19 protein-coding genes are annotated in these 17,703 nt (G+C 53.6%); 14 read left to right on the top strand and 5 right to left on the bottom strand.

Features of this window, described 5'->3' with window-relative positions; all coding sequences use genetic code 11:
* The first annotated feature begins 10 nt into the window (after positions 1 to 10).
* Positions 11 to 796, top strand: a complete 786-nt coding sequence (locus OKC31_RS12455; RefSeq protein ID WP_247823682.1) for a DUF4422 domain-containing protein — start codon at positions 11 to 13, stop codon at positions 794 to 796.
* On the top strand, positions 793 to 1,902 hold the full coding sequence (gene glf, locus OKC31_RS12460; protein WP_247823681.1) for a UDP-galactopyranose mutase: 1,110 nt from the start codon (positions 793 to 795) through the stop codon (positions 1,900 to 1,902). The genes OKC31_RS12455 and glf overlap by 4 nt, the downstream gene beginning before the upstream one ends.
* A 31-nt stretch (positions 1,903 to 1,933) precedes the next feature.
* Here the strand turns inward: glf and OKC31_RS12465 are convergent, their stop codons facing one another.
* Positions 1,934 to 2,995 (bottom strand): glycosyltransferase, encoded by a 1,062-nt coding sequence (locus OKC31_RS12465; RefSeq protein WP_247823680.1) that lies wholly within the window; start codon positions 2,993 to 2,995, stop codon positions 1,934 to 1,936.
* Positions 2,996 to 3,231: 236 nt separating this feature from the next.
* Here OKC31_RS12465 and OKC31_RS12470 point away from each other — a divergent pair, with 236 nt between their 5' ends.
* Positions 3,232 to 4,431, top strand: coding sequence for a 3-deoxy-D-manno-octulosonic acid transferase (locus OKC31_RS12470; RefSeq protein WP_333563521.1), 1,200 nt, complete (start codon positions 3,232 to 3,234; stop codon positions 4,429 to 4,431).
* Positions 4,432 to 4,474: 43 nt separating this feature from the next.
* On the opposite strand, the gene OKC31_RS12475 is transcribed toward OKC31_RS12470, so the two are convergent.
* Positions 4,475 to 5,014, bottom strand: coding sequence for a hypothetical protein (locus OKC31_RS12475; RefSeq protein ID WP_247823678.1), 540 nt, complete (start codon positions 5,012 to 5,014; stop codon positions 4,475 to 4,477).
* A gap of 256 nt (positions 5,015 to 5,270) precedes the next feature.
* On the opposite strand from OKC31_RS12475, the gene OKC31_RS12480 reads away from it, so the two are divergent.
* The 7 genes from OKC31_RS12480 (at position 5,271) to OKC31_RS12510 (ending at position 10,923) form a co-directional block, all read left to right on the top strand.
* Positions 5,271 to 6,029 carry a substrate-binding periplasmic protein gene (locus tag OKC31_RS12480; protein WP_247823677.1) on the top strand — a complete coding sequence of 253 codons (759 nt, stop codon included), beginning with the start codon at positions 5,271 to 5,273 and terminating at the stop codon, positions 6,027 to 6,029.
* A 60-nt stretch (positions 6,030 to 6,089) separates the two neighbouring features.
* Positions 6,090 to 6,911 (top strand): helix-turn-helix transcriptional regulator, encoded by an 822-nt coding sequence (locus OKC31_RS12485; protein WP_005357044.1) that lies wholly within the window; start codon positions 6,090 to 6,092, stop codon positions 6,909 to 6,911.
* 40 nt (positions 6,912 to 6,951) lie between these two features.
* The gene (locus OKC31_RS12490) at positions 6,952 to 7,587 is read left to right on the top strand and encodes a LysE family translocator (protein ID WP_005340824.1); all 636 of its coding nucleotides are present in this window, start codon (positions 6,952 to 6,954) and stop codon (positions 7,585 to 7,587) included.
* Positions 7,588 to 7,644: 57 nt separating this feature from the next.
* Positions 7,645 to 8,775 carry an ABC transporter substrate-binding protein gene (locus tag OKC31_RS12495; RefSeq protein WP_270657056.1) on the top strand — a complete coding sequence of 377 codons (1,131 nt, stop codon included), beginning with the start codon at positions 7,645 to 7,647 and terminating at the stop codon, positions 8,773 to 8,775.
* A gap of 390 nt (positions 8,776 to 9,165) precedes the next feature.
* Positions 9,166 to 9,822: a DUF3313 domain-containing protein gene (locus OKC31_RS12500; RefSeq protein ID WP_100644777.1), complete on the top strand. Its 657-nt coding sequence runs from the start codon at positions 9,166 to 9,168 to the stop codon at positions 9,820 to 9,822.
* Positions 9,823 to 9,922: 100 nt separating this feature from the next.
* The gene (locus OKC31_RS12505) at positions 9,923 to 10,285 is read left to right on the top strand and encodes a cystatin domain-containing protein (protein WP_270657057.1); all 363 of its coding nucleotides are present in this window, start codon (positions 9,923 to 9,925) and stop codon (positions 10,283 to 10,285) included.
* A 125-nt stretch (positions 10,286 to 10,410) separates the two neighbouring features.
* Positions 10,411 to 10,923: a cupin domain-containing protein gene (locus OKC31_RS12510; RefSeq protein ID WP_005357028.1), complete on the top strand. Its 513-nt coding sequence runs from the start codon at positions 10,411 to 10,413 to the stop codon at positions 10,921 to 10,923.
* 101 nt (positions 10,924 to 11,024) lie between these two features.
* Here the strand turns inward: OKC31_RS12510 and OKC31_RS12515 are convergent, their stop codons facing one another.
* On the bottom strand, positions 11,025 to 11,525 hold the full coding sequence (locus OKC31_RS12515) for a DUF1993 domain-containing protein (protein ID WP_270657058.1): 501 nt from the start codon (positions 11,523 to 11,525) through the stop codon (positions 11,025 to 11,027).
* A 311-nt stretch (positions 11,526 to 11,836) separates the two neighbouring features.
* Here OKC31_RS12515 and ydfZ point away from each other — a divergent pair, with 311 nt between their 5' ends.
* The 4 genes from ydfZ (at position 11,837) to OKC31_RS12535 (ending at position 14,955) form a co-directional block, all read left to right on the top strand.
* A complete protein-coding gene (gene ydfZ, locus OKC31_RS12520) occupies positions 11,837 to 12,034 on the top strand; it encodes a putative selenium delivery protein YdfZ (RefSeq protein WP_005342516.1) in 198 nt (65 codons plus the stop codon).
* A 202-nt stretch (positions 12,035 to 12,236) separates the two neighbouring features.
* Positions 12,237 to 12,674, top strand: a complete 438-nt coding sequence (locus OKC31_RS12525; RefSeq protein ID WP_047438473.1) for a DUF2846 domain-containing protein — start codon at positions 12,237 to 12,239, stop codon at positions 12,672 to 12,674.
* A 496-nt stretch (positions 12,675 to 13,170) separates the two neighbouring features.
* Positions 13,171 to 13,353, top strand: coding sequence for a hypothetical protein (locus OKC31_RS12530; RefSeq protein ID WP_139123909.1), 183 nt, complete (start codon positions 13,171 to 13,173; stop codon positions 13,351 to 13,353).
* Positions 13,354 to 13,428: 75 nt separating this feature from the next.
* Complete coding sequence (locus OKC31_RS12535) at positions 13,429 to 14,955, top strand: anti-phage dCTP deaminase (protein WP_083250025.1); 1,527 nt, start codon at positions 13,429 to 13,431, stop codon at positions 14,953 to 14,955.
* A gap of 63 nt (positions 14,956 to 15,018) precedes the next feature.
* Here the strand turns inward: OKC31_RS12535 and uvrD are convergent, their stop codons facing one another.
* Together uvrD and OKC31_RS12545 are read right to left on the bottom strand one after the other, a co-directional pair.
* Complete coding sequence (uvrD, locus tag OKC31_RS12540) at positions 15,019 to 17,190, bottom strand: DNA helicase II (protein WP_115521530.1); 2,172 nt, start codon at positions 17,188 to 17,190, stop codon at positions 15,019 to 15,021.
* A gap of 68 nt (positions 17,191 to 17,258) precedes the next feature.
* Complete coding sequence (locus OKC31_RS12545) at positions 17,259 to 17,660, bottom strand: hypothetical protein (protein ID WP_247823671.1); 402 nt, start codon at positions 17,658 to 17,660, stop codon at positions 17,259 to 17,261.
* Between the last annotated feature and the right edge of the window lie 43 nt (positions 17,661 to 17,703).

The raw sequence follows: 17,703 nt of genomic DNA on the forward strand, positions 1-17,703 counted from the left end.
CTTTGTTTTTATGACAATAAAAATATATGTTGCAACACATAAGCCATATAGTTATCCAAGTGATGAAAATATTTATGTGCCTATAGAGGTAGGAGCCGCATTAAGGGAGACGCATTTCTGTTTGGTAAGAGATGATATCGGTAATGATAATATTTCATTGAAAAATGGAAACTTTTGTGAGTTGTCTGCAATATATTGGATGTTGAGAAATGATAACTCAACACATGTAGGATTAGTTCATTATCGGCGTCATTTTAAATTGGGTGCTAGAAATGAGGAAAAGTTTATAGGACGTTGGGGGGTTAATTCTTGTGTAACTGCATGTGAACTTGATAAATTATTTAAATGTTATGACATAGTAATACCCAAGAGAATTAAGTTCCATGCTCATATTGAACAGGATTATAAAATAAATCATGTTCATGCTGATTATGAGATTACTAGAAGTATTATAAAGGATAAGTATCCAAAATATTTAAAGTATTTTGATGACTTTTCATGCCAAAGAAGTATCCATACTTGCAATATGTTTGTCATGCCTCAACAATTATTTAGAGAATGTTGGGAGTGGATTTTTTCTGTGCTATTTGAGTTAGAGATGTCTATTGATATTAGTTCCTACGATAGTTATCAGCGCAGAGTATTTGGTTTTATATCAGAGAGGCTTTTTAATGTTTGGATCTTATATGCTGCACAAGAGCTAAATTTGCGCATTTATGAATCTGGGGTGATAAATCTAGAGTCAAAGAGCCGAGTTAAAAAATTATTTAGCAAGTTTATTAAGGAATCAATATGACAGAATATGATTATCTTATCGTAGGGTGCGGATTGTATGGTGCGACATTCGCAAACCAGATGAAGGATAATGGGAAACGTTGCTTGATAATTGATAAGCGAGAGCATATTGGTGGCAACGTTTACTGCGAGCAACAACATGGTGTGATTGTACATAAGTATGGCGCCCATATATTTCATACCAATGATAAAGAAATATGGGACTTTGTTTGTGCTCACGTTGAGATGGAACCATATATAAATAGTCCATTGGTAAGATATAAGGATGAACAATATAACTTACCGTTTAATATGAATACATTTCATGGTCTATGGGGTGTAAAAAACCCGGAAGAGGCTATGGCTATGATAGAAAAACAGAGGGCTGAATATAATAATGCAACTCCCCCTGCAAATTTGGAGGAGCAAGCCCTCTCATTAGTCGGGCGAGACATATACGAAAAGCTTATTAAAGGTTATACAGAGAAACAGTGGGGAAAAAAAGCAACTGAATTACCGGCGTTTATAATTAAGCGTATTCCTGTTAGATTTACATATGATAACAATTATTTCAGTGATAAGTACCAAGGGATTCCATTTGGTGGTTATAACACATTAATAAAGTCATTGATTGATGGTGTCGATGTGAAATTAGGGGTGGATTTTTTTGATAATCAGGAAAAATATCGTAAGTTGGCGAAAAAGATCGTGTTCACGGGTGCTATAGATGAGTACTTCTCATACTGTTTTGGTGCACTAGAATATCGCTCTCTTAGATTTGAACATGAAGTTTTTGAGAGTGAGAATGTACAGGGTAATGCAGTTATAAACTATTCTGAAGCATCCATCCCCTATACTAGAGTTATTGAGCATCGTCACTTCTCTCGCTATTGCTCATCACCATTCTCGGTGTTGACAAAGGAATACCCAGATTCATGGGTACTTGGTAAGGAAAGGTATTATCCTGTGAATAATGACGCAAATATGGAACGCTATAATAAATATAGAAAGTTGGCAAAAAATGAGTCTGACGTGATTTTTGGAGGCCGACTTGCTGAGTATAAATACTATGACATGCATCAAGTAATTAGTTCTGCACTTTATCGTGCTCGTCAGGAGTTGGAGTAATACAAGGCGAATCATATGATTCGCCTTTCAATTATAAAGCAAGGAATTTTTTAATGGTTTGGCTACTAGAGAATGACTCGTATAAAGTATTGTTTATGAAAGGTGGCATTTTATCAATAGATGATATTGCGGTTGAAAGTGCTTGACCGTTATTTATTGGGCATAGATATTCAAATAGACTGCCAGTAAGAATCTCTGCCGGCCCAGACGGGCAATCCACGCTGATCACCGGGGTATGGCAGATAAGTGCTTCAATAAGCACTGTTGGCAATCCTTCAGCATCCGATGTCAGGATAAGTGCTTGGGCAGCCCTGATATAGGGATAGGGATTCTTCTGAAAATCGATGATTTTCACCTTGTTGGCAAGGTTCATCTCCTCGATCATGGCCTCAATGTGAGGACGCCGCTCCCCTTTTCCCATCAGGACGAGTGGTGTATCAACGCCGCTTAGCTGATATGCCTGCAAGAGACGATCATGGCGTTTCCGCTCTTCGAAGGTGCCGACATGGATAAAATACTTGTCGAATGGCTTGCTGAAAGGCACATTAGCCAACGCCTGGATTTTCTCGATATCAAACGGATTGTATATAACCTGACACGATTTGGGTGTGGCTTTTACATTTTGTAAAATGTCGTCCGCGATGCCACGAGATACGCAGATCAGTTTCTTGCCATTATAGAAACGCTTGAATTTTTCATATCCTTTGGCGTTGTTTTTGGCAAAGCCAGTGATATTACCGTGGATCCAGTAATAGATATTCAGTGTATCAGGCAGGTGTCTGGTAATTTTATCACATGAGCATGAGATGATGACGTCAGGTGAAATCTCTTTGATTTTTTTCAGGATCAGCGACGCTTGTATTTTTTCAACCGCAATATTGGATATGGCTTTGGTCAGTTTTGTGACAATGCCAAGGTCGATAGGATGAATATTGTCGGGCAACGTATGATCTATTTTTTCCCGCAAGGTAAACAAGGTTACATCTGCACCGGCATCTTTTAGCAAGGATGCGGTATTGAGCAAAACCTTTTCCGCACCACCACCATACAAGTCTTCAACAATGAATAAAAACTTTTTAACTGGTGGGGTCATAACTGCTCCGCGGGTCTCATAACTGACTGGTAAATCTACTAAAAATGTGAATCGTAAACGAGCAAAATCAGGTGGCAACTGTTAAAGTCGTTAGCAATTTTTTCAATAGGTATGGATCAATGATTGGTCTTAGTGGGCGCTACCATAACGCATTATTCGCGGCCTGTATATTTGCCGGGCTGCTGCTTTCCTGGCTGTTTTCCGATCACCAACTCCTCACCGGCGATCAGACCCAGATGCTCTACAAGGGCTACCTTGGGGCTTATGAGGGGGTCTGGCTCAGCTATGGCAATGCGGCGAGTGCGGTGGGCAATGTGCCGGGGAGTTTGTCGGCCTGGCTGATCGGCGGGCCGCTGCTGCTGTGGGATTCTCCCTATGCCCCCATGGTGTTGCTGCTGGTGATGCGGTTGGTCGGATTCCTGCTTTTTGATGCAGTGATCCGTCAGGTGTTTGATGACAGGGTACGTCTGCTGTTTCTGGTGCTCTGCTGGCTCAACCCCTGGTTCCAGTACGAGAGTCTGCTCTACAACCCCTCCTATCTGTTCCTCTTCTCGGCCATGCACTGCTGGTCTGCCTGGCATATGCGCGAGCGGGCCTCCTTCTGGCACATGATTGTTCACCTGCTGGCCATCGGCATGGCGATGCAGCTGCACTACTCCTGGCCGCTGCTGGCGGTAATGTCCACCTATCTGTTCTGGCGCCGCATTCTCAAAGTGAGCTGGAGCGGGGTGGTGGTGGCTACCCTGCTGATCGGTGCCTCCCTGATCCCTTACGCCATGGAAGTGATGAGCAACAGCCATATTACCCAGAACATCGATCCCGAGGCGCGTCAGCGCTATATCGGCTGGGGGCTGGTGCATGTCTATCCGGTGCTGAAATCAGTGCTCTACTGGCTGCGCTACGGCTCCTGGCTGTTTGCCAGCAAGCTGGTCAACGATACCCAGTTCATCTGGTTGGCGGGGCACGAATACCTGCAGATGGCGGCAGTCTGGCTGTGGCGGGTGGTGATTTACGGGGTCGGCTTGGCGACCGTATTGCTGGCGGCCAAGGCCAACTGGCAGCTGTGGCGCGAACTCAAGCCGCGTCTGTTGCGCAGCGATCGCGCGCCAGTGGATGGTGAAAGCTGGCTCGGTCTCTATGCGCTGGCGGCGGTGCTGGCGGTGCTGGTGAGTGCGGCGCTCTCGCCCATCATCTTCAACTACTGGCACCTGATGCTGATCTTCCCCTACGCCCTGTTCCCGATCTTGCTGTTGCTGGTGCGCTGGAGCCGTCGTTATCCGCAGTGGGTTGGCAAGGGGCTGCTGGCGGCAACCCTGTTCTGCACTGCGGTGAACCTGATCGCGGCGTGCGACAGCACCAAGTTCTCCTATCAGGCGGACTACAAAACCCAGGTGCTGGAGCATCTGCAAGAGATGAAGTTGCAACCCAAGCGGTGAGTCATCCACGGCCAGCTCCCCGATCTCGGTGGGCTGGCTGTCACTATTCGAAACGGTCCATATGGGCGAAGTTTTTGGCTTCGGCAACCCAACCCTCACGCCCCTGCTTGTCCCGAATTTTTACCCACCACTGGTTTTGCGGTGACCGGCCGTATCTGATCTCTTTGCGCGCATAGTCATAATCGAGAATGTAGGTTTTGCCCTTGTACCAGAACAGGCTATTGCCTTCGCCCAGTCCACCGAGGATATAAAGCGTTTCCCCTGCCTTCATATTCAACAGCGGCCCTTTGCCCTCCTTGCTATAGCCCAGCTTGACCGATCTGAGTATCTCGACGATCCCCGGTTGTTCGGTAATGACAACCCCGGTCAGCCCTTCCACCTGCTGGCCGCGGGGTAGCCGGAATAGCCCTTTGGCCGTCAGGGATGGCTCGGCTCTGACGATCACCTCTTGCTTGGTGGTCCATGTCTGATAGGTGCAACCTTCAAACGGGCAGCGACCCCAGTCGTAATAGGGCAGGCGCGGCTTTTCATCAGAATTTACGGTCGTGGCAAACAACGACAACAACAGCAAAAACAGTCTCATGAATTTACCTGTCCGGCGGGGTGCTCACCCGCCCGTGTGATGAATGGGGCCGCACTATATATCAAGAGACCAAAATCCATCAAAGCCGCGGAATTATTGATTTTCACCGCAATAGAACGGGGCCCATTGGTCATGGGAGTAGGGGGCACAAGAGGTCAAAGCGCGGCAGGAGCGGATAGCCCGCCCTTTTGCCTTGTGCCATGCTGATGGCTATCAGGGCATCGGGTCGGCACCTATGGGCATCTCTCGTTCGGGTATGAGTTTGGTATTACTGCTATCGGCACTTCTTCTCCCTCTTATGACCATCAGCCAGGCCGTGGCGATCAACGCGCCACTGCGGGGATGCGTCTTTCAGCTGGCGCCGCTGGTCACCATTGATCAGCAGGGCGAGGTCTCCGGGCCGGTGATCGACTACTTTCGCCGTCATATCGAACCCGCGATCGGGCGTACCATCGAGTGGCAGGGGCTCAATGTGGCGCGGCTGCTCAGTAACCTCGAGAGCGGCGAGTGCGATCTGACCCCGCTGCTGAGTTACAGTCCCGAGCGTGCTCGTCACTTCCGCTATATAGACCCCCACATGTTGCTGCTGCGGCCGGTGCTGGTGGTACTGGTGCCATCGCGACTTCACTCGGTCGAACGGCAGGAAGATCTCTACGGCACCACCATCGGCTGGTCGAGTCAGGCGATCGTGCCGCCGCTGTTACAGCATCCGCAGATCCACATCGACACTCTCTCCCAGCTCAGCTGGGAGCATGGCAACATGCAGAAGCTGCTGCGCGGGCGCATCGATGCCGCGCTCTTCTCCAACGATATTTCCGCCAACCATTTTCGCGCCAAGCTCCCTGCGGCGACCCGCCTCATCTACCTGCCGGTCACTCCGCTGCAGGTGCATATCGTGCTGAACAAGTCGTTGGGGGATGGCAATCCCGATCTGGTGCAACATATGCGTCAGATGGTGGAGCGGGTGCCGCTCGCCTCGCTGGTGGAGCCAACCCCTCGGCTGTGGGGGCGTTGAGAGGGGGTTGCGTGCAATAATCTACAAGTCCAAGGCCCGCTGCTGGTGTATCTATAAGCCATGAATACCACCGATTCCCTCATCCGCTACTGGCAATCCCCGCACCTGCCGGGGGTCGAGCTGTCACACTCCCACCACAGGGCGTTCAGCTATGGCCGCCATGTCCATCTCGACTACCATATCGGGCTGGTGCAGCGGGGTGGCCAGAAGTTTATCCACAAGGGAAACAGCCACCATCTGGTGCGCGGGGTGCTCTCTACCGTCAACCCGGATGAGGTGCACGACGGCCTCAGCCTGTTGCCGGAAGGGTATGAGGTGCGGGTCTTTGCCATCGATCCGCAGCAGCTGGCGCTCTGGCTGCCGGAGCAGCCGGAACCCTTCTTCGACAAGGGATTGCAGAGCCGCCCTGATCTCTATCAGGGCTTTGCCCAGCTACACGGCTATCTCGACAACCCCAAGGCCGATGGCCTGCTGATCGAGAGCCAGCTGCTTGCCCTGCTGGGGGAGCTGCTGCATCTGGCCCCCGAGGTGCACCAGCTGGCGGATCCCCAGTTGCGATTCCTGCGCGACTACCTGATGGCCGCCCTCGACGAGCCCCACTCGCTGGAAGAGCTGGCGGGGTTGCTCGGGCTCGACCGTTTCGCCTTCCTGCGCCAGTTCAAGAAACGCAGCGGTATGACCCCCTACGCCTGGCTGAAACGGCTGCGGCTGGAGCAGGGCAAACGGCTGCTGGCGAGCGGCATGGCGGTGAGCGAGGTGGCGCTCGCGGTCGGCTTCTTCGATCAGAGTCACTTCCACCACGGCTTTCGCCAGGCATTCGGTCTGACGCCCGCCGAATTTCGTGCCCAGATGCAATCTTTTACAAGCCGCGCCCCCCGCTGATCCGCCATGCTGGCTCTCCGTCGTTAAAGCGAGAGTTGTTATGCTGACCAGTCTGTTCGTTACCCTCGGCCTGATGCACCTGATTGCACTGGCCAGCCCCGGCCCCGATTTCGCCCTGATCCTGCGCACCAGCCTGCACCGGCCGACCGCCCTTGGCGCGGCGCTGGGCATCTCGTTGGCGATCATGGTGCACGCCACCCTGAGCCTGACCGGGATCAGCATGCTGATCGCCAGCCATCCGCTGCTGTTTATGGTGATCAAGTGCTGCGGCGCCCTCTATCTGGGCTGGTTGGGGTGGGGCGCCCTGATGGCGGCTCGGCAGCAGAGCAGTACCGTGATGCAGAGCGCCGCCAACGAGCTGCGCGGCTGGGGCAGGGGCGTGCGCACTGGCCTTGCCACCAACCTGCTTAACCCCAAGGCGCTGGTGTTCTTTATCGGTCTGCTGGCCGCCATGGTGACGCCAGAGGTGGATGGAATGACCCGTAGCCTGCTGGTGGGCGAGCTGTTCATCATCTCCCTCTGCTGGTTCGGGCTGCTGGCGTGGAGCCTCTCCACCGATCGTGCCCAGCGCCTGCTGCTGCGGGTGCAGCGGCCACTCAATCTGGTGACCGGCGTGCTGTTTGCGGTGGTCAGCCTCTCCATTCTGGCGAGCATGGGGGCCGAGCTGGTGGCCTGACGAGTCGGCGCATGGGCCTATACTCCAACAAGGTTTACCTGTCAGGAGTACCCGGCCATGCGTCTACTGCCTCTTTGCTGGTTGTTGGGGATGGCCCCGGCGCTGGCGGCCCCGGTTCAGCTCAAATTGCTGGAGTGGGGCTATCTGCCAGCGGGTTATGAACAACAGTTTGCCGACTACGCCAAAGCCCATGGGGTGGAGGCGACGGTCAGCCGGATCGAGCCGCTGCTGACCGATTTCGACAGCGTCTACCGCGCCCTGCGCACCCGCAGCGCCGATGTGGTGCTGCCGACCAGCTACTTCTACAAGGCCCATCACCAGCCGCTGTTCAAGCTGCTGCTCCCCATCGATTTCAGTCGCCTGCAGCACTACGCCGAGGTGAAACCCGCCCTCAAGAACACCGAGTATGACAAGCAGGGGGAGCGCAATTACTCGGTGCCCTTTTCCTACGCCATGTTCAGCCTCGCCTATGACAGCAAGCAGGTGCCGCAAGCGCCCACCAGTTGGCAGGTGCTCGCCAACAGCTCGCCGCCGGGCCAGTTTGCCGAGTTCTGCGACCAGTTCGAGCCGCTGCTCTTTTCGGTGCTGCTCTCGCTGGGCAAGTCGCCCGCTCTGTTTGCCAGCGGCGAGATGCTGGCCGACAAGACCTTGCAGCAAGAGGTGGAGCAGCAGCTCTCGCAGCGGCTGCGAGCCAGTCGCGGCTTCTGGTTCAATCAGGCCAACCGCTGCGAGGATCTGCGCCAGCAGACCTTTGCCACCACCTGGGGGTTGGAGCTGGTGGAGTGCAACAAGCAGAACGAGCAGCTGTGGCGGATCGCCATGGTGCAGGAGGGGGCCATCTATGCCCTCGATGCGATCTCTATCGCCCGTCATGTCGGCGATGATCCCGCTCGGCTCAAGGCCGCCTACCTGCTTGTGGATTTTCTGCTGAGCGCGCCGCTGCAACGCCAGATGCTGGTGGGCACGCCCACCATTTCGGCCAGCAATATTGCCTCCCGGCCACCCCTCAGCCCGCAGGAGCAGGCGGTGCTGCCGGATCACCCGCTGCCGGAGTTTGACGAGCGGCTGCTGGTGCCCGCGTTGCCCGCCCATATCAAGAATCGCTACAAACGGATGGTGCAGCAGGCGATCGTCGCCAGCGGCAAAGAGGGGCTGGTCAAGCAGTGCCCCTGGGATCTCGATAACTGATGAATGAGCCTGCCGCTTCTCCGGTGGCAGGCAAGTTTGCGCGAGATGGCTGATGATCGGTCATCGCCCGTTCCAGGGTATTCCCCCGTTCAACTCACGCCGCTCGCGGGCTCACATCGTTTGAAAAAACTGAGCGCTTTCCGCAGCCCCATTTAGCCGGATTAAACAACCGAACCCTCGCCAGATTGCCGTTCGTACCCTGGCTGACCCTGTACAAAAGTGCCTCAATTGTGACAACTTGGATGTGAGCTGAACAATCCTGATCTGTCCCTTGTGGGAAGGTGATGAATAGGTTATTTCTCTGTGACATTGGCGGCATCCGGCACGGGTTCTCCAGCCATGTGGTGCGAAATCCACAGCAAAAACAAACAGTAAAATGCAGGAGCAAATATGAAAAAGGTCGTGATGGTTGCCGTGGCTGCGGCCCTTCTGGGTGGCTGCGCCGTCAAGAATCAGGTATCCCACAGCTTGCAGGCGATCCCGCTGACTGCCTTCCAGCAGAGCGAGAGCAACCCCAATCAGCGCGTCTACAAGGAGCCGGGCGTTGACCTGCGCCAATACAATGAAGTGCTGCTCGATCCGCTGCAGTTTATCCGGCAGGAGAATGGTCAGTGGTATCTGCTGACCGCCAATGAACAGAACCAGATTGGCCGCTACTACCACGATAAGTTCCAGAGCGAGCTGATCAAGCAGGGCGTCAAGATCGCCACTGCCCCCGGCCCGAAAGTCATGCGGATCCAGGCCGCCGTCACCAACTTCGACCTGACCCGCCCCGATCCCAAGCTGCGTGACCTGCTGCCCGCCAAGATCGCCATCAACGTCACCCGCGAAGTGATCGGCAAGGAGCCCTATTTGCTCAAGGTGGGCAGCATGGCCCAGCTGCTCGACTCCCGGAGCGGCAAGCTGCTGGTGCGGGTGATGGATGCCCGCGAGAGCACGGATACCACCCACAAGGATGAGCCCATCACCGCCGAGGAGATGGAGAAGATGATCGACCAGTGGGCGGCCAGCCGCGCCAAACAGCTGGCGGACAATCTGGGGCGCTGATCGATTGGTGCGTCCAAGCGGGGCGCAGCGGGAGCCTTTTGGGCTGCAATAATGGCAAGATGTTGATAAGGTGGTCATTTTGCAGGCAGGAGAAAATGATATGAAACGCGTGTTGTTACCCATCCTTGTTGCGGGCCTGTTGAGTGCCTGCAGCACCTCGTCACCCACGCCGGAGTGTGCACCGATGGCGGGTGGCTGGCAGAGTCAGCCGTTGCCCAATGCGGAAGGGGAGGCTGCGCTGGCCAGCGTGCTGGCTCGCATGAACACGGCCGCCAAACTGCAGAGCATCCGCGAGGTGCGCAGCCAGGTGGTCTCCGGGGTCAACTACGACATCGAGTTCCAGCTCGACAGCGGAGAGGTGTGGAACACCCGTGTCTATCGGGATCTTGCCGGCAACTACCAGATGACCCGCCCGGCTGCACAGGGCGAGCTTCCTCCCTTGCCTTGCGTCAAGGCCAAGTAATTCCTGCTTGTTGAGCCCCTCGTCAGAGGGGCTCATCTGACCAGAAAATTTCTGCTTTTCTCCCCGCATTCTGACAGTCAGGATGACCCCTCCCGTGACTGCATCCTCATAGAAAAGGAACCGCTATGAATCGCCACCCCTGCATCAAACACTGGAGCGAGCTGCAAGAGCAGACGCCGCGCTACTACTCCGGCAGTCAGGAGCCCCTGTCGCGCGGTTGCGCCCTCGGCAAGCACTTTGGCTTCAGCCGCATCGGCATTCACCACGAGATTGTCGAACCCGGCCATCGCACCAGCTGGCCCCATGCCGAAAAGACCGAAGACGAGTTTGTTCACGTGCTGGAAGGGACGCCGGATGTCTGGCTCGATGGCGTCCTCTATCGGCTGCAACCGGGCGATTCGGTGGGCTTCAAGGCCGGTGACGGACTGGCCCACGCCTTTATCAACAACACCGAAGAGACTGTCCGGCTGCTCTGCATCGGCGATACGGATCGGGAGGACAACCGCATCCACTACGCCGTTCATCCCGAGCGAAATATCACCCTCGGCAAGCTGCACTGGGATGATGTGCCCGAGCGCGAGCTGGGGGATCACGACGGCCTGCCCGACAAGCTGCGCGAGCGCAATGGCCCCTTCTAGGACGCAGCCCTTCTGCGCACCAGATCTGCACCACCCGATATAAAAAAGCCTGCCGCGTGGCAGGCTTTTGCTATCTGTTTGCCGCCTGTGGCGTGCCGCGCTTATTGCAGGTTGAGCCCGCCCAGATAGTCACGCTTGCCGAGATCGACCCCGGCGCGGCGCAGCAGGGCGTAGGCCATGGTGAGGTGGAAGTAGAAGTTGGGAATGCCGTACTCATGGACGCAGGTATGGCCATCCATCCCCTTGCCGCCCGCCCAGTGGGGCACGTAACGGCCGCTGGCATACTGGCTGTAGTCTGCGTCCAGCTTGCCTTGCAGATAGCTGATGGTCTTGCCGAGATGGGCGCGCAGGTCCGCCATGGTTTTGGGGTCATCCCCCAGCACCGGCAGCTCGCTGTGGCTGGCGGTGGCGACCACGGCGCGGGCCGAATCGCAGCAGATCAGCACCTGCTTGGACAGCGGTAGCATATCGACGATCAGCCGCTCGCCGAAGAAGTTATCCACGTTGAACTGCTTCGCCGCGGCGTGGGCCTCGGCCTTGGCCAGACAGTGGTCGAGGTTGGTCAGCATCTTGATAAACTGGGCGGTAATGTCGCGATTCATGAGCACTCTCCATCTTGTTGAAACAGCGGCCCGCGTCCGCGGCCACGGTGAATGAGACTGGCTAATCGGCCACCAATATACCCCAACCGCTGTCGGGTTCGAGCCCGTGGTGACAAAAAGGGCAGGGCAGCGCGACTTCGCGCGACAGCCGTTGGCCAAGGGGCCATGCTCGCTTTTTGAGCCTGCGAGTCCCTTATCACCCCTTTTTTGATCTGTGACATAAATCACCTTTTTTCAGGGGCGTAGGCTGAATGCCGTTGTCCTGGACAGACGCCTGCGCATCCGCCAGGACACAAGAAAAGGAGAATGAGATGAAGATCTATGACCGTAACCGCAATGTGCTGAACCTGGGTCAGCGCGTCATGATTGCCGCCACTGGCGCAGTCGATTTTCTGAAAGAGGCCCACACCGACAACATGACCCCCTATCAGGCGGAGCATGAGAAGTGCGTGCTGCTGGCAAACTCTGGTGAGCGCTACGCCCCCATCGAGTTGATTAGACTAGGCTGATCCCTTTCCCTGTCACCCTACTCTTTACAATTCACCCGGCCACCGCGCCCCATCTGGCGGCCGGGTTTCTGATTTCCCCCTTCATCCCACCAAATGCTGAAAAATTGAACCGGGTCACACCCCGACCGATTTGATCGATTGTCAGCCAGCGCAGGCTCATGCGAACCTTTAAATCCCGTTAACCCACTAAAAAATAACGACTATGTTCAGGCAAATAATGATGGGTGCCGCCCTGCTGTCGGCGGCGCTGCTTTCTGGTTGTGCTTCCGTACCCATGGCCGATGCCACCGCAGACGCGCAGGCCAAGCAGTTTGTGGCGCCCAAGGATGCGGCCAACCTCTATATCTATCGCAACGAGACCTTCGGTGCGGCGGTGAAAATGCCGCTGCTGGTGGATGGTATGGCGGTCGGCGATACCGTGGCCCACACCTACATCCTCAAGCAGGTGACACCGGGCAGCCACACCATCACCTCCAAGTCGGAGAACGATGCCACCCTGACCCTCAGCACCGAGGCGGGTAAAAACTACTACGTCTGGCAGGAGGTCAAGATGGGGCTGCTGATGGCCCGCTCCAAGCTGAGTCAGGTCAGTGAGGAGGAGGGCAAACAAGGGGTGATGGAGAGCAAGTTGGTCAAGTGACCAGAGGCTTTCACCAAAAACAAGGCGTAGCTCCACCAGTTACGCCTTTGCCCGAAAGTGGGTGTTCCAGATTTCCTGTCCATGTAGGTTCGATTAGCGAAGCGTAATCGGACGATCGCGTAATGGAATATCCGCACCATCATGGCCCGTAAGCAGATCGACGTGAGGCAAGACTATGCTTGGCTTTTCGGTCTCAACGAGGGGAAAGGGATGGCCAATTGGCGGCGGGCATGGAGATTTCCCATCCCAGATCTGCACGCTCTGTTCATCGGAACCGTTATCCTACATATTGTGTTTTGAAATTCATTTTAAACTATATGTTGTGCTTGAAATTTAAATAGTGACGTAGGTTAGTTTTTTATGTTTTAAATTAGTAAGTTAAGTTTAAATGGATTATGTTTTAGTTGCAGTTGGGCAAAAAATGAGTAGAATTTCGCGCTGCATTTAGTCTGTTAAACCTGCATTTAGGATGATAAATGTAGATAGGAGGTTAAGCATGGTTGCTTCTATGTACGAATATAGGCAGAGAAAGAGCCAAGTCATTGAGTCTAATGGCAATTTTTGCGCACCTAAAAATAATGAGCAAAGTGCAAAAGTGGTTGAAATTAAAGACAATAACAAAAAGAAAAGAAGGGCTCGTGATGTATTGTTATCATCTGCCCAAAAGTTGGGTTGGTGATTCTGTTACAAAACAATTGATTTTTAATGAAAAACCCTTAAGAATATTTTTATCAATTCTTAAGGGTTTTTCATTATGGCGACGTCACCAGTCAAAGCACCTAAAATAATCGGAATAACAAACCCACCTAAAGATGTAATTGGCGTGATCAAAAAGCGGCGTTCACAAGAGCTTATTATTGGTCTTTGTGGTGCGATAGGTTCAGGAATCAAACCGCTTAAAAATACAATATGTGAAAAGTTAAAGTCATATGGGTATGAAGTACACCATATAAGACTGAGTGATATCATAATTAGTAAGACTGACCCTACCTTAAAGTCGTTAACAGGATATGATCGCTACGTTCAGTTGCAAGATGCTGGCGATGAGTTGAGGCGTAAACACAATAGTTCTATTTTGGCAGCATGTGCAATAAATGAAATTGCATTAACTAGAATAGAGGAGTATGGCTCTGATGAAGAGGAAAGTGACGAATTAGTAAAAACAGATAAAAAAGTAGCATATATATTAGACCAGCTAAAACATCCTGATGAGGTTAGTCTATTAAGGACTGTTTACAATCACAACTTTTATTTAATTGGTCTAATTAGAACGGAAAAAGAAAGAAAGCTGAATCTAGAAGAAGAAAAGATAAACCCTGGTGAAATTGAAGAATTGGTCATGCGCGACAGAAAAGACTCTGATGAGCATGGTCAGCAAGTTGAAAAAACATTGTATGGCGCAGATTTCTTTATAAGAAATATCCATAATCAGAGCCAGCTATTACAAGCCTCTGTAGAAAGATTTATTAAGCTCGTTCATGGTGTCAATGGAATTACACCCACGCATGATGAAATCGGAATGTTTGCCGCATATTCAGCATCATTACGCTCTGCGTGCTTATCTAGACAGGTTGGGGCTGCAATAACTGATGCTTCAGGAAATGTTATTGCTACTGGATGTAATGATGTTCCTGCTGCTGGCGGAGGTTTATATTCTGCAAGTACCAGCAAGGATTTCAGATGTGTACATAAAGGGCAGTGTTCTAATGATAAGCATAAGAGTCTTCTTAAAGAAGAAATTAGACAGACGCTTACTAAAGAAATCCATGATGAAAGGTTAGTTCAGCACCTTGTGCAGCAAATTGTATCAGAAACAAAAATAAAATCTCTAATTGAATATTCACGCGCTATTCATGCTGAGATGGATGCTATTGTTTCACTTGCCAGAGAAACATCTGAGTCAACAAAAAACAAAATATTATTTGCCACGACATATCCATGTCATAATTGTGCTAGACATATTGTTGCTGCTGGCATAAATAAGGTTGTATATATTGAACCTTATGAAAAAAGTCTCGCAATGAAACTTCATGATGATGCTATATCAGATATAGATGAAGTAGGTAAAGTTATTTTTATGCCATTTGAAGGTGTATCTCCTAATAGATTTGAGAAGTTTTTTAAATCAAATGGTGCCAGAAAGGATAATAGTGGTCGCGTTATTCATAATCATGTGAATGATTTATATCATGTCGATACTCAATATTTAGATAGTTATCATGCATATGAAGCTAAAGTAGCAGCGATGCTTGCAGGAATGTTTGAAAATACCGACGCTTAAGTAACTTTTTATCTAAAACAGCTCCGAACTCATCACTTGTTCGGAGCTGTTTTGTTAGGCAATTTAAAGCGCTTCCAATCTGGCATACGCCGTCACCAACCACTTGGCGCCGACGTCGTCGAACTGGATCTGCACCCGGCTCTGCTGGCCGACCCCTTCGAAGTTGAGTACCACCCCTTCGCCGAATTTCGGATGAAGCACCCGCTGGCCGAGCTTGATGCCGCTGGCGTCGAAGCTCTGCTGCACCTCGTTCTGGCTAAAGCGGCCGTACTGGGTGGGGCGGCTGACCTGAGTGCGCAGCCGGATCTCTTCCAGACACTCGGCGGGCATCTCGCGGATAAAGCGGCTCGGCTTGTGGAACATCTCGCGGCCATAGATGCGGCGGCTCTCGGCATAACAGATGTAGAGCTTCTCCATGGCGCGGGTCATGCCGACGTAGCAGAGACGGCGCTCCTCTTCCAGCCGGCCCGACTCCTCGGTCGATTGCTGGCTGGGGAACATGCCTTCTTCGACGCCGACCAGCAGCACCAGCGGGAACTCCAGCCCCTTGGCGCTGTGCAGGGTCATCAGCTGCACCGCATCGGCATATTCGTCGGCCTGATTCTCGCCGGATTCCAGCGCCGCGTGGGCGAGGAAGGCGGAGAGATCGCTCATATCCTCCAGCTCGTCCGGGCGCTGGTACTGGCGGCAGGCGGTGACCAGTTCGTCCAGGTTCTCTACCCGTGCCTGGGATTTCTCGCCTTTTTCCGCCAGATACATCGCCTTGAGGCCGGAGTTCTGGATGGCGATATCCGCCTGCTGGTGCAGCGGCAGCAGGGAGACCTGCTCCTCCAGCGCGTCGATGAGATCCACAAAGCCGCGCACCGCATTACCGGCGCGACCGGTCAGCACCTTGTCGTTGAGCAGCGCCTTGGCCGATTGCCACAGGTTGAGCCCCTGATCGCGGGCATTGCCGCGCAGGATCTCGAGGGTGCGATCGCCGATGCCGCGGGTCGGGGTGTTGACCACCCGCTCGAAGCTGGCGTCGTCGCCACGGTTGTTGATAAGGCGCAGGTAGGCCATAGCGTCCTTGATCTCTTGCCGCTCGAAGAAGCGCAAGCCGCCGTAGATGCGGTAGGGCATGGCGTCCTGCATCAGCGCCTCTTCCAGCACCCGTGACTGGGCGTTGGAGCGATAGAGGATGGCGCAGTCGGCCAGGAGGCCGCCCTTTTCCTTCCAATCCTTGAGGCGGCCGACCACAAAGCGCGCTTCGTCCACCTCGTTGAAGGCGGCGTAGAGGGAAATCGGCTCGCCCTCGGCCCCTTCGGTCCACAGCTCCTTGCCAAGGCGCTCGGCGTTGTTGGCGATAACGCTGTTGGCCGCTTTGAGGATATTGGCGGTGGAGCGGTAGTTCTGCTCGAGGCGGATGGTCTCGGCGCCCTGATAGTCGGTCAGGAAGCGCTGGATGTTCTCGATCTTGGCGCCGCGCCAGCCGTAGATGGACTGGTCATCGTCGCCGACGATCATCACCTTGCCGCTGTTGCCCGCCAGCATCCGCAGCCAGGCGTACTGGATGCCGTTGGTATCCTGAAACTCGTCCACCAGAATGTTCTGGAAGCGGTCGCGGTAGTGTTCGAGGATGTGCGGTTTGTTGAGCCACAGCTCGTGGGCGCGCAGCAGCAGCTCGGCAAAATCCACCAGACCGGAGCGATCGCAGGTCTCCTGATAGGTCTTGTAGATCTGCTGATAGGTGCGGGTGACGGGGTCGCCGTAGAGGTCGATGTCGCCGGGGCGCAGTCCCTCGTCCTTCTTGCCGTTGATGTAGCCCATCACGGCGCGCGGGGCCCAGTGCTTCTCGTCGAGGTTGAGCGCCTTGAGCACCCGGCGGATCAGCCGGTACTGGTCGTCGGAGTCGAGGATCTGGAAATCCTGCGGCAGCCCCGCATCCAGATGGTGGGCCCGCAGCAGGCGATGGGCGATGCCGTGGAAGGTGCCGATCCACATGCCGCGCACGCCGTCGCCGATCACTTTTTCGACCCGGCCGCGCATCTCGGCCGCCGCCTTGTTGGTAAAGGTGACCGCGATGATGGAGAAGGGTGAACAGCGTTCCACCTGCATCAGCCAGGCGATACGGTGCACCAGCACCCGGGTCTTGCCCGAACCGGCACCGGCCAGCACCAGCAGGTTGCTGCGGGGCGCCGCAACGGCATCTCTTTGCTTGTCGTTGAGCCCGTCGAGCAGGGTTGAAACGTCCATCACCACTCCTGTTTATTTATACAGGCGGGGATTATACGGCGTGTGGCGCCAGAGACCAACCAGCAGGATCAACGAAGGGGGCGGTGATAATCTCGATATTGGCCCAACACATCGCCAGAAAAGCTCAATAGCATGGCGCGTGGGGAATCCAACACTTGATGGACGGGATCAAAACGAAGTACTGCTGCGTGCAAACGGCCTTCAGGTAAGGTCACTTCCGTGTCGCCCATCATGAGTTGGCCATCTTGATAATATCCATGCTGGAAGTGCACGATGACATCATTCACCATCAAGGTGCCCAGCTTGAGCTGCAGTGACTCTCGTTGCATCTCTCGCAACGCAAAGAGACTGGACAGTGACGGACGCCCATCGGGCATCCGCTGCATATATTCCCGGGTAGTTAATTGATATTGCAAAAGACCCTGACGATCGAAGACACGCTCCCGATAATCCTTGTAGCGAGCCAACATACCGGCAGCTTGTGCCGTCGGTATTAGCAAAAAGAGCGCCCCC

This window comes from Aeromonas sp. Y293-4, assembly GCF_027705905.1.
GTDB classification, from domain to species: domain Bacteria; phylum Pseudomonadota; class Gammaproteobacteria; order Enterobacterales; family Aeromonadaceae; genus Aeromonas; species Aeromonas veronii.